This window comes from Nocardia suismassiliense, from assembly GCF_900269665.1.
Classification (GTDB): Bacteria; Actinomycetota; Actinomycetes; order Mycobacteriales; family Mycobacteriaceae; genus Nocardia; species Nocardia suismassiliense.
The window spans coordinates 6677957-6690122 of sequence record NZ_LT985361.1; the positions used below are offsets into that span (position 1 = coordinate 6677957).

The window sequence follows — 12166 nt, forward strand, 5'->3', positions numbered from 1 at the left end:
GGCCGCGCCTCACCGGCGCGCGTAGTGACCGATAGTGCTGCGTCCGAGGCTCGCTCGATCACAGTGGCCTGACCTCCTCGATCTTCCCGAACTCCGGTGGCGGCGTGCCCTTGCTGAGCGACGGTGTGCCCGGAATCAGGTCGGTGATCTCCGTCTTACGCTGCGGATCATGGTGTGAGATGGACTGCTTCACCTCGGCAGCGTACTCGCCCTCCCACCACGGAACCGTACGAACCAGTACCGGCGGCGCGCCGGACGGGAAGACGATCACCCGGCCGCGCGGCAGCTGGGCCAAGGCCTGCACGCTGAACGTCTTCGACGAGCCGAGCGAACGCGAATAGCTCTTGCCGCCTTTGGATTCCGACACCGAGGCGGACACGACCTCGTAGTCGCCGATCGCCTCGGACCGCTCGCGCAGGAAGTTCGTATCGTCCACCCCGCTGCCCAGCACCTTGATGTTCGCGGCGGCCCACAGCGCGTTCATGCCGGGCTCGCCCCAGCAGCGCACGCCCTGCGCCCACGACTGCAGCACGGTCATCACCACGATGCCGCGCGAGCCGAAGTGGCTGTACTGCTTGGGCAGATCCTTCCAGCGCACCACGTTCGCGGCCTCGTCGAGCACCGCGAGCAGCGGAATGGCCAGCCGGCCACCGGCGGACTGCGACGCCTTGCGCATGGCCACATCGATCACGGCCTCGGTGAGCGCGCTCACCAGCGGCGCCGCCGAGCCGCGACCCTCCAGCGAGAGGCTGTAGAGCGTGCCGTTGCGTTCGATGAACTCGAGCTCGTCGAACTCCCTGCGGTCGCCGCCGCGGGTGATCCACGGGTGCACGTTGGACAGTTTGAGGCAGCGGATCATCTTCTTCGCGGTGCCGAAAATGCCACTGCGCGTACGCGCGTCGGTGTTGTACTGCGACGACAAACCCGACGCGGTGTAGTGATGACGGGCCGCGCGCAGCAGCTCGATGGGCTCGGTGTCCTGCGGGTTGGTCACCCATTCCCACACCTGCACGATCGGCCTGCTGCCGTTGCGGTCGCCGACGGCCGCGGCCAGGAACAGCCCGGCGAGCAGATCCTCGGCCTCGGGGTCGAAGAACGCGTCGGTCTTGGCGTCGGAGCCGTCGTCACCGTCGGCGAAGTGCCCGGCCAGCCGCGCCGCGCGCATTTCGCAGCCCTCGCGGCGGGCGTCCACCCAGGCCAGCGGATCCCAGAACCAGCTGGGCTCCTCCCCCGCCACACCCTGCGGGTCGAACACGAAGGTGGGACTTCCCTTGGCCTCCCGCACATCTCGGGTCGCGTCCACCACGTCCCGCTTGTTGGAGGTGGCCAGCACCGGCCCGATCGCGGTGAGGATCGCCGGGATCACCCGGGAGGTCGACTTGCCCTGCCGCGGGCCCCAGATGTCGAGGTGCAGATCCTCGTAGGAGCCGTACAGCATCTGGCCGTCGGCGATGCCGATGCCGATCGGCACGCCGGGCACGTCCTCGGTGCCCAGGCGCACACCGAGCTGCTGCGCCTTCTCCCGCACACCCTTCGCGGTGAGATGGGCGATGGCGCCGCCCTGGCCCATCACATTGGCCTTCTCGTCGACCGGCAGCACACCGACGGACCTGCGCTTCTTCAGCTGCCTGCGGATGAGCACCCAGGCCACCACCGCCGCAACCACGATCAGCACGATCACCGTCGAGGCGCGGGGCCACCGCAGGTCACCGCGGATCAGGTCCGCGACGATGGCAATCGGATTGATCGGGATCGACTGCGTCGGGAACGACAGCATGTTGCCCAGATGCAGCGACAGCCAGAGCGTGCCGAGGATCGCGAACCCGGCGTATAGCAAAATGAGGGTTGCGTCCGGCCCGATCGCGGCCGGATCTTTAACCGGCTTCTTCGCCATGGCTGCCTCCTCTTTCTCTGCGGGAAATGTCTTGGGGTTCAGCGGAACGCGTCGAGCCGCCAGCCTTCGGGCGTGCGCACCACGGTGGCGATGACCGTCGCGGGCGGCAACGTCTCCTTGCGGCCGTTCGGGTAGACCACGGTCTGCTCGATGCCGATCTTGAACTGCTGCATGTTCGGGTCGCCGCCGCTGGGCGGCTTCTCGCCGGAGGCGAAGGTGAACGCCTCGACGCGCGCCTTCGCGGCGGCCCAGTCGGCCCACTGCAACGTGGTCCGCGGCGTCTCCAGGCCGGTCGGCGAGCCGTCCAGCATGCGAACCAGGCTGGGGCCCAACCACTTCCGGGCCCGCGTCAGCGACGTGCCTTGGGCTTCGGTGGCCGGCTGCCAGGTGTAGATCTCCTTCAGCGCGGCCACCGCGACGCCGTCGGGCGTGACCGGATCGGGGGCGGGCACCCCCTCGAGCAACCGGGTCGTTGACGTAGCCGGGGGCGCGCCACCGGATCCGGTGTCCGCACCGTCTCCGCGACCACAGGCCGCGCCCAGCATCGCGACGCTCACCACCAGCATCACCACCAGTTTCGCGCGTACCTGTGCCGTGTCCGATATGCGGCGTCCGTCGTTCCCGCCGCTGTTATTCCAGGCTAACCGCATCGACCGACAGTTCGGCAGTCCCGAGGTCGCGTGTTCGGATTCGTTGCCCGCGATCACAACACCCTCCTCGCCCGGCTGTCCCCCGGCACCTGTACCTCGCCGACACCGCCGCCGCCACGCGTGCCCGGCACGGCCTGGATCATCCGTCCGTTGCCGGCGTAGATGCCCACCTGTGCGGGCCCGCGCGGGCCGAACGAGCTGAACACCAGATCCCCCTCTTGAATCTTGCTCATCGGCACCTCGACACCCGCCTCCCACTGCTGTTCCGCGGTGCGCGGCAAGGTCACCGAGCCGGACGAGGCCGCGAACACCGCGGCGGCGGTCAAGCCCGGACCGTCCAGTCCGCCACCGCTGGGCCCCTGCGGGCCACCGCCACCCCACACGTACGGCGTGCCGAGCCAGTCGTGCGCGGCCTCGACGATCTGACTGCCACCGCCGCCCTCCTCGGGTGCGAACCGGCCGAGCGCGCCCGGCGCGCGGTACTGCGCCTCCATCGCGAGAATGTTCGCCACATAGGGCTGAGTCTCGGACAGGTGCGCCCCAACCCGATTCGGCATGCCGCCGGAGGCGAGCACCGCGCCCTCACCGGCGTTGTAGGCGGCCAGCGACAAGGCGGTGATGTCGCCCTGCACCTTTCCCTCGGCCTGCCACTGCGTGATCTTGTTGGCAATGGCGCACATATAGCGCCCCTGCCCGATGATCGCGTCACCGTCGTCCCACACGCTCGCGCTGCCGTTGCCGTCGGCGTCGATCACATAGGGCTGACCGTCATCCGGGTTCACGCTGACCGCGGTGGTCGGCAGGAACTGCGCCAGACCCTGCGCGCCTGCGGGTGAGGTGGCGCCGCGGCGGAAGCCGGACTCCTGCTTGCCCTGCGCCGCGAGCAGCGAGGGAGTGATCTGCGGGCAGATCGAACCCGCACGGCGATACCAGATTTCGAGCTCCGGCGGCACCTTGCCCGCGGCGAGCGCGCCGCCCGCGCTGCCGAAACCACGGGTGCAGCGGGGATCGTTGGAAAAGGCCTGCGCGCCACCGACATCCGGGGTCGGCGCGCCGTCCAGCCAAGGCAGCGGGTCGATCTGGCGGCCGCCGGTGAACCGGCCGCCGGGCACGATCTCGAAATGCAGGTGCGGGCCGCTGGATTCGCCCGCGGAGCCGACCTGGGCGATCGGCTGGCCCGCGGTCACCGTGTCGCCGACGCGCACGTGCACGCCGGAGTCCCACATGTGGCCGTAGACGGCGGAGTACGCGCGGCCGTTGGTATCGATCGAGTCGACGACGATCCAGTTGCCGAAACCCGATGCGGGCCCGGCGGCTACCACCCGGCCGTCGGACACCGAGTAGATGGTGGTGCCGTCGGTGGCGGCCATATCGATGCCGAGATGCTTACCGCCGCGCGCACCGAAAACGTCCGACACCGTGAAGGTCCCGGTCGCCAGCGGCAGGGTGCGCCGGATCGGTCCGGCACCGGCGGCCAGCGACGGCGCGCCCGAGCTGGTCGGGTTCTGCGTGCCCGACGGCGGCGCCGCTGCGGCGGGATTCGCCTGGGTACCTGAGGGATTCGCACGCGGATCACCCGGCGCGTAGCCACCCAGCGGCGGCAGATTCGATTGGGTGCCGAGGATCAACGCGCCCTCGCACGGGTCGTCGGCCGAGGGCAGCACGATGACCACCACGAGGGTCATCAACCCGAGCACTGCGACCAGTGCTCCCCACAGCAGGCCCTTCCCGGTCACCGCGGCCTCGCCGGGCCCGGCCCTCCACGCCGGCGCGGCAGCGCAAGGTTCACTGCCCGCGCCGGGATTCGTTGAGGGTGTCGGCCAGGGTGCGGTTCATCTCCGCGGCGGCCGCCAATTGTTGTTGCAGCAGCGCCACTTTGCGGCGCAGCGCGGACGCGTCCAAGCGCTCCAGGCTCGGGCCCTCGGCCGCGCGCACCCAGTTGCGCACCGAGTTCGTATGCACGCCGATCTGTTCGGCGACCACGCGACAGGCTTCCGACTCGCTGCGCATCTGCCCGGTGAGCGCCATGACCTGCTGGACAGCGGCCTGACGCACCTCGGGCGACACCCGGCGATAGGAGCGGTGTGGCATCATCCGACGCACCTCCTGGTCGGCAGGTGCCTCGGTAAACCGGATCTCGGCTGATCTGTCATGCGGCGCTCCCGCTCGGCGAATCCGTCCCTCGGGCAGTCGATTCGGTGAATTCGCTGAACCGCTGGTTGGTGTCGTGAATACCGCTCTCCTTCTCCGAGAGCGTGAACTCCATGTGGAACGGAATGCCGGGGCGCCGATCCTCGCCGATCTTCAACAGGAACTTGCCGGTGCCCGGCGGCGACGGCCGCAGCTGGCCCGGCTTGAGGGCCTCGCCGGTCAACGCCTGCGGCGCGGACCAGCCGGTCACCATCTGTTCCTCGGCGGAGGTGAACGGCACGATGCTGTCCAGCCGCTTCACCTCCTCGCCGGGCAACGCGCCGAAGATCTTGGCGCGCGCGCGTTCCAGGAAGCCGAGCGCCTTGGCGATCGCGGCTTCGGATCCGAGAGCCTGCAAATCCTTGATCGTGTGACTGATCATGATCAGCGAGGTGGCGATGCCACGCTGCAGACGGGTGAGCTCGTCGACGCGGTCGACCATGAAGTCGCCGAGGCCGAGCACCTGCCACAGCTCGTCCATCACCACCTGGAAGTAGCGCTGCGGCCCGAGGTCCGCGTCGGAGAGCACGTGCGCGGCCTCGACCGAGGCGAACCCGTCGGCCCAACAGGCCAGCATCACCGCGGCTTTGAGCTTTTTGTCGCCGGTAGGGATGTGCGAGACGTCAATACAGACCGCGACCGCGCTGGTGTCGATCGGCACCGAGGTCTGCCCGTTGAAGATGGCGCCGAACGGGCCCTGGGTGAGCGCGCGCAACGAGCGACGCAGGTTCTTGATCGCGTTCTGATACTCGTTGGGGTCGTCGGCGCCCGCGTCGAGCATCAATTCCTCACCGCCCGCGACGATCACCTCGAGCAGGTGCTCCATGATCGGCGGCTGGTCCGGGGTGTAGCCACTGCCCGGCTGGTAGAGGATGCGCAGCGCGGTGGCGATGAGCGTCTCCTCGAAGTCGCGCACCCTGGCGCCGCGGACCAGTTCGACCAGACCCGCGATGAGGGTCACCTGGCGCGCCCGCAGGTCTTGCAACACCTGAATCTGCAAGGCGGGGTGGTCGTCCAGGCGCGGCACCACCGCGCCCAGCACGCCCGCGGCGAGCGGGTTGAGCTTGCCGTGGCCGTAACCGAGATCGATCACCTGGCCGCCGACCAGCTCCACCATCTTGCGATAGTCCGGCTTGACGTCGGCCAGGATCAGCGGCGTGATGCCCTGGGCGATACCGCCGAGCACGATCCGGCGCACCAGCGACGACTTACCGAAGCCGTTGAGACCCAGCACGAAAAGGCTCGGCGCGGTGATGAAGCTACCGCGCATGAACCAGTTCATCGGGTCGAAGCAGACCGGGGCACCAGTATGCAGGTGCGAGCCGAGCGGGGTGCCGATCAGCGGCGCACCGGCGCCGACCGACCACGGCCACAGGCCGGCGACCTGCGCGGTGGTGGCCCGGTATTCGACCGGGCGGCCGACCACGTTCATCCGGCCGCCACCCTCACCCGCGTAGCCGCGATCGGTGAGCTGGGCGGTGCTGCGGTCGAATCCGTCCTCGAAGACCTGTTCGGCGCGGGCGGCGTAATTGCGGCGACGGATGTCGTCGGTGCGAATCCGGAACTGCGCGAAGGCCGCCCGCAGGCCGGTCTGCTCGCGGACGATCATCTCCAGCTTGGCGCGGGTCTGCTCGTCGAGCAGCGGCGGGCCGGAGTTCTTGCGCCGGTCGGCCTTGGCCTTGGCGCGCAGCGCCGCCTTGTCCATCACCGGCGTGCCCATGGCCCGGTCCGCGGTGTAGTCGGTCTTGGTGGGGCGCTGCGGGTTACGCGCGGCCCGCGAGCCGTTGCGGTCTCGCACACCGCGCTCGGGCTTGCCGTTGCGCGCGGCCTTCTGCGCGCGCGGATCCGCCTGCTGGCCGCGCTGCTCCGAACGCGCCGGACGGTCGCCGCGCGCGGTCGCACCGTCGCGGGTACGTGCAGGTCGCTCGGGCGCACCGTCGCGAGCGCGCGCAGACCTGGCCGCGTCGCCGCGGGCCCGGTCCGAACTGCGCTCGCCCCTGCCGGTTTCGGCCCGCGTCCGATCGCCGTCGGGCCGTGGCCGATCACCGTCGGCGCGCACGCGATCACCGTCGGCGCGCACGCGATCGCCGCCGGCGCGCGACCGATCAGAACGCGACCCGTCCGCGTGGGCGCTCTCGGCCCGCGCCCGACGCTCGGCCGCCGCCCTGGCGCGCTCGCGCTCGGACTTCTCGTCGAGTCCCGATCGGTCGTCGCTCACCCGCGCCGCGCCCCTGCCGAATCGCCGTGGCCGGTCCGGCATCTCCTCGATGCCGGAGCGTTCCCGCACGCCGGGACGGCGCCTGCGCTCGGCCGGTGGGCGCTCGCCCCACTCGTCACGTGCCATGAATCGATCACCCCGCCAGTGCCTTCGGAATAGTCGCGTGCTCCGGCAGGATCACCCCGCAACCGAGCGAGGCCGCGAAGGCCGCCGCCTGGTAGCGGTAGCACCGCCGGATCTTCAACCGCGCCTGCGTCGACAGGTCGCGCGTGATGGCTTCGATACGCGGCAGATCGCCGCGCAGGGGCTCGGTGATGGTCACCAACGCCCCGAAGCGGGTCACACCGTGACCCCGGGCTTGCTCCTCACGGGCTTGCTGGGTGGCGCCCACCCGCAGGGTCGCGGCCGCGGAGACCACGCCCCGCTCGCTCTGCTGGGCCACCAGCGCGTTCTTGAAATCGTCGTCGACGATCTCGGCGGCGTCGGCGGCCGAGTGCGGCCGGTACACGATCGCGATGCGCTTGCGTGGCACTTCGGGATTGGGCGCGAGCAGCCGTTGCAGCACCCGCTCGTCCACCGCGCCCTCCGGCGCCGCGTCCATCTCCCAGGTGACCGAGCGGCCACCGTCGTGCACCAGGTGGTCCCACTTCTCGTCGTGCGAAACCGGGCCCGCGTCAGCCCAATCCAGGCCGTGGCCGTCGGGTTCGCTTGCGGCGACTTCCAAGTCGGCCTGCGAGGCCGGGTCGTAGCTGCGCCGGATGAACGAGATCACCTCGTCGGCCGACATCGGCTGGGCACGCACGCCCGCCTCGGCGAGCGCCGCGCAGATGCCGGGCAGGCGACGGCCGATCTCGACCGCCTCCTCGGCGGGGGTCTTGCGGCGCTCGGCGGTGGTGGCCTTGAAGGTGATCGCCACCCGGGGCAGCAGCTGCACCCGCTCCTGCGGCAGCTCGGTGGCGAGCTCGTACATCACCTGCTGCGCCAGCTCGGGCGCGTCCGGCCGGGTGATGGTGGAAACCTCGGTGAGCAAACGGTTTCCGGTCTCCGGCACGGTGTCGATGACCGGCACCACCGCGACGATGTCGCTGGTCTGGCCGACCGAGGCGAGGAAGGTGCCCCACGCCGACACCCAGCGGTCGATCACCGGCTGGTCGACCGCCTCGTGGCCTTGCGGCCAGGCCCGCAGCACCACCGTGTACTGAGCGAACTGCGGCAGGTGGATCATGCCGAAGCTGTAACCGCCCGCGTCGATGCCCTCGTACAGCTTCGACGGCGCGAGCAGACCCGGCAATCGGGTGACGCCGCCGGGGATCCGGGAGAACCGGCCACCCCGGTACACGTGCTCGCCGCGCTTGCGCGAGCGCATCCAGTTGAACATCATCAATCCCGTCTCGTAGCCCGAGCGGCCCCCCGTCCGCCACACCAGTGGAACCATCACCACGACGCCGGTGACGCCGACGATCAGACCCCATTTGAAGCCGCCGACCATCGCGGTGATCAGTGCCGTGATCACCACCACGAAGCCGATCACGGTCTCTTCCCAGCGCAGTCCGAAAAGGCCTGCGCTGCGGGGCTTCTGCCACAGCCCGTACGAGCGACGCTCGTAGGTATCGTTCGTCGTCATCGTCATCGCGGAATGGTGCTCCTCCCGAGGTCGGGCGATCGATTCGCCCAACGGTCACCGGCCACATCACCCATTGCCTGATCCGCACGGTTCAGGCTGCTCGTCGCGGCGCGGGCCGCGCCGATCCGGCCCGCCGCACGTGTAGCACCGGACGGTACTCCCGCCGCGCCGCCGGGCCCGGAGGCGCGCGGTGCCGCACCGCCGGCCGGGCCACCACCACCGCGTGGCGGGGTCGGGCGTGGTGCGCCGCTGCCGCGTCCGCCCGCGCCACCCGGCGGGCGCGGACCGGTGCCGCTGCCGCCGACGTAGCCCGGTGTGCCCGAGGCCGCAGTGCCTTTGACGCCAACAGCTTTGGTGCCCATGGCGCCAAGTGCCCCGGCGGCGAGCAGGGTGCCGCCGGTCGCGGTGAGACCGGAGCCGCCGCTGCCGACGATCGCGACCGCGGGCGTGACCAATCGCATCAGCGCGGGCAGCACGAACGCGACGCTGCAGAGCAGCACGATGGCGACCAGCATGCGTTGCGCCTGTTCACCATCCGGCAGATTGTTCACCGGGGTCATCGAATCCACATGTCCCGCAGTGGTGAACGCGATCATGTAGACGATCGCGGCCACCGGTTTGTACAGCATGAAAGCGATGATCCAGCCGATCAGCTTCTGGTAGGACTGTTTTCCGACATTCATCCCGGACGCGGCCGCCGCCAGCGGCAGTACACCGGCCGCGATGATCAGCAGCCCCTGCCGCACGATGGCGAGCACGATCTGCGCGAGCGCGCCGAGCAGGCCGACGACCGCGATGATCAGCACCAAGCCCGGCGAGAAGGCCTGGAGCTTACTGGTTTTCACCATCAGCTCGGCCAGGTCCTTGGCGTTGCCGTTGGTGGAGTCGTTGATGATCCACTCGGAGAAGCGATCCGAGGCCTGGGTGCCCGCGACGATCACCGCGCCGAGCATCCAGGAGCTGAACACCACTCTGGCGAACATGCGGAACGATTCGGCGGCCTCGTTCATCGTGGCCCCGCGTCTCGCCTCGGCCAGGCGGGCGCCGGACAGGATCACCGAGGCTATCAAGAGCAATATCCGGGCTTGATAGGTGTAGTCGTTGATCTTCGTGAACAACGAACCCGAGTCGCTGGCCGCCTCGTTGGGCACCTTCATCCAGAAGGTCAGCGCCAGAATGATGGCCTCGCCGAGGCCCTTCATCAGCGAGTCGACCACCTTGCCGAAGGTCGAGTCCCACGCCTTGTCCTTGACGGCGGTGGCCGCCTGACCCGGATGCGAGGCGGCGTTGCCCGCCTTGCACGCGGCGGAGGCGGCGTCGCCCAGCGAGATACCGGGCAGGCCGACATTGTCGAGCGTGTCGTGGATCTCGTTGCACGTCTCGTCGAAGCCGTACTGCTGTCCGTAGGCCACGGTCGGCGTCGCCATCATCACCGTGAAGATGACCGCGAAGATCGTGAGTATCCGCCTCACCATTGTGTGCACCCCTCGCTGCTCCGCAGGACGGCCATCAATTTGTCGTCGAGCCTTTCCGATCGTGCTCACCATTTCGTCCACCCACCCAGCGATTCGATGTACTCGGTTTGTGCGGAGTTGGACGTCGAGGGCTTGAGTCGCCAGTCACCGGCATCCCAGACCATGACCAGGCGGATCGCCGCCCATAACTGTTTGCCGTCGACCACCGGCCCGCGCGAGGCGAGCCGGACGATGGCCAGGTCGTCGGCGTAGTCATCGACCTTGAACGCGTCCGAGGCGATGAAGTATTTGGTGACCCGCTCGGGCTGCTGTTCGGGCAGCCGGTCACTGGCGAGCGCCTTGTCGTACGCGGCGATCTGCTGGGCGGAGACGCGCACCTGGGTGACGTACAGATCGCGATCGGCCGGACGGGCGTTGAGCCGGTAGGTGATCTGCGCCGCGGCCAGCACCGCGCCCTGCGGCGTGTGCGAATAGCCAACGGCCAGACCGTCTTCGATCCGGGTGGGGCCGTCCGAGGTGGAGAACGGCACGGAGGCGCCGTACACCCGCTGCCAGCCGCGCGGTCCGGTGGTGCCCTCGGGCGCCTGGGTCAGCCAGTCACTGTCGGACGGTTTGCGCTGCCGCGTGGGGTCCTGCGGAAGTGGTTGCCCGGCAGGGTTGTTCGGCACGTCGACGCGCCTGCCGAGGATGTCGACCTCGGGGGCGGCGAAGCCGGTGCCGCCCGCGGTCTCGGCGGGCGCGGGGGTGCTCCCCGCTGCGCTGCCGCCGTCGTCGCGGCTGATGTAGACGACGATTCCCGCGATCACGATGAGCGCCAGCACGGCTGCGGACGCGACGGCACCGAAGGAGACGCGATCGCGCGCGTAAGACTCCTTCTCTGTCACTGTGGTGCCTCCAATTTCACTGTGCCATCAGGTATTACATCGATCGAGTCGATCGGTCTAGCGGTCGAGCCCGGGTCGGGCAGGCGTAACAACCAGTCCTGGCCGACCCATTCGACGGTGGTGTGGTTCACGGCTTTCGATCGGTCGGAGTACTCGGTGTGCACGTCGACGGTGCTGCGCTGATCGGTGTACCCGGTGATCCGGTAGCCGAGCACCCGCGGCGCGTAGTCGGGGGCGGCGGGCCCGGTGATGGACAGCTGGATCCGGTTGATCGCCCACTCGTCCTTCGCCGGTCCCGGAACTACTTCCCGCGCAGCGACTTTCGCCCACTGACTGTCGGCGGCCACGGCCAGCCGCACCGCGTGGTGGATCGCGGCGACGCCCGCGCCGCGTGGCGAATGTTCGAAACCCGTTGCGGCGCCGTCGGCCACCGACTTCGGGCCCTGCTCGGTGTGCGGCAGCGGCACGCCCTGGAACGGCTGCCACCGCACGCCGGTCGGCGCCGCCGACAGATCCGGCCCGGCCGGCTCGTCGCTGCCGCCGCAACCGGCCGCCGCGATCAGCAAGACCGCGCCTGCCGCCCCCACGGTCCCCCTGCGCCTGTTCATGTCGGTAGGAACGCCAGCGCGATCCCCGACGCTGTGCTCGCCACTATCGCCCCGAGCAGGCTCATCAGCACCCCATGCGAGGCGTCGTTCATCGCGAGGTCGTCGCGGAAGGCCAACCACAGCTTGCCTGCGGACACGATCATCCACGCCAGACACACCAGCAGCACGAACCACAGCAGCCAATTGATCAGCTGCATCAGCGGTTGCAGGACCTCGGAGGGCATCTGTTTGTAGGCCAGCAGCTCGGCTGCCGACGCGCGCACGGTAGATATTCCGGACATCAGGTTCCAATAACGGCGTTCATGATGGTGCCGGCGCTGGTCGCGACGACGCCGCCGATCATGGCGCCGGCCACCATCTTCGGCGATTCGAGCCCGCCGCCGGTCCACTTCTCCCACGCGAACTTGCCGCCCGCGTAGATGATGCCGGTGATACCGGACAACAGCACGAACCAGGTGAGATAACGCACCAGCTGCAGGATCTTCTCCGATCCGGGGGGCGCCTCGGGCGTCGGGTTACCGACCTGCGCGAGTACGGTGCCGTACGTGTCCTGCACGGCGAGGAGAATCATGCTCATCGGGTGCCTTTCTCGAAAGTAGTGGGGTAGTCGCCGATTCGATGCG

At 69.4% G+C, this 12166-nt stretch carries 11 protein-coding genes; all 11 read right to left on the minus strand.

Annotated features, from left to right (window positions below; genetic code table 11):
• Positions 1 to 58 precede the first annotated feature (58 nt).
• Positions 59 to 1894: a type IV secretory system conjugative DNA transfer family protein gene (locus DBO33_RS29605; protein WP_107658001.1), complete on the minus strand. Its 1836-nt coding sequence runs from the start codon at positions 1892 to 1894 to the stop codon at positions 59 to 61.
• Between the two features lie 38 nt (positions 1895 to 1932).
• Complete coding sequence (locus DBO33_RS29610; protein ID WP_107660688.1) at positions 1933 to 2544, minus strand: hypothetical protein; 612 nt, start codon at positions 2542 to 2544, stop codon at positions 1933 to 1935.
• Between the two features lie 53 nt (positions 2545 to 2597).
• The gene (locus DBO33_RS29615) at positions 2598 to 4280 is read right to left on the minus strand and encodes a peptidoglycan DD-metalloendopeptidase family protein (RefSeq protein WP_107658002.1); all 1683 of its coding nucleotides are present in this window, start codon (positions 4278 to 4280) and stop codon (positions 2598 to 2600) included.
• A gap of 49 nt (positions 4281 to 4329) precedes the next feature.
• On the minus strand, positions 4330 to 4638 hold the full coding sequence (locus tag DBO33_RS29620) for a transposase (RefSeq protein WP_107658003.1): 309 nt from the start codon (positions 4636 to 4638) through the stop codon (positions 4330 to 4332).
• Between the two features lie 55 nt (positions 4639 to 4693).
• Positions 4694 to 7078: a hypothetical protein gene (locus DBO33_RS29625; protein ID WP_234391110.1), complete on the minus strand. Its 2385-nt coding sequence runs from the start codon at positions 7076 to 7078 to the stop codon at positions 4694 to 4696.
• A 7-nt stretch (positions 7079 to 7085) separates the two neighbouring features.
• A complete protein-coding gene (locus tag DBO33_RS29630) occupies positions 7086 to 8582 on the minus strand; it encodes an SCO6880 family protein (protein WP_407670545.1) in 1497 nt (498 codons plus the stop codon).
• Complete coding sequence (locus tag DBO33_RS29635) at positions 8579 to 10051, minus strand: hypothetical protein (protein ID WP_107658004.1); 1473 nt, start codon at positions 10049 to 10051, stop codon at positions 8579 to 8581. Before DBO33_RS29635 ends, DBO33_RS29630 begins: the two co-directional genes overlap by 4 nt.
• A gap of 65 nt (positions 10052 to 10116) precedes the next feature.
• Entirely contained in the window at positions 10117 to 10935 is an 819-nt protein-coding gene (locus DBO33_RS29640) for a hypothetical protein (RefSeq protein WP_107658005.1), read from the minus strand.
• Positions 10932 to 11543, minus strand: coding sequence for a hypothetical protein (locus tag DBO33_RS29645; protein WP_107658006.1), 612 nt, complete (start codon positions 11541 to 11543; stop codon positions 10932 to 10934). Before DBO33_RS29645 ends, DBO33_RS29640 begins: the two co-directional genes overlap by 4 nt.
• Positions 11540 to 11824, minus strand: a complete 285-nt coding sequence (locus tag DBO33_RS29650; RefSeq protein WP_107658007.1) for a hypothetical protein — start codon at positions 11822 to 11824, stop codon at positions 11540 to 11542. The genes DBO33_RS29645 and DBO33_RS29650 overlap by 4 nt, the downstream gene beginning before the upstream one ends.
• Entirely contained in the window at positions 11824 to 12120 is a 297-nt protein-coding gene (locus tag DBO33_RS29655; protein ID WP_107658008.1) for a hypothetical protein, read from the minus strand. The genes DBO33_RS29650 and DBO33_RS29655 overlap by 1 nt, the downstream gene beginning before the upstream one ends.
• Positions 12121 to 12166 lie beyond the last annotated feature (46 nt).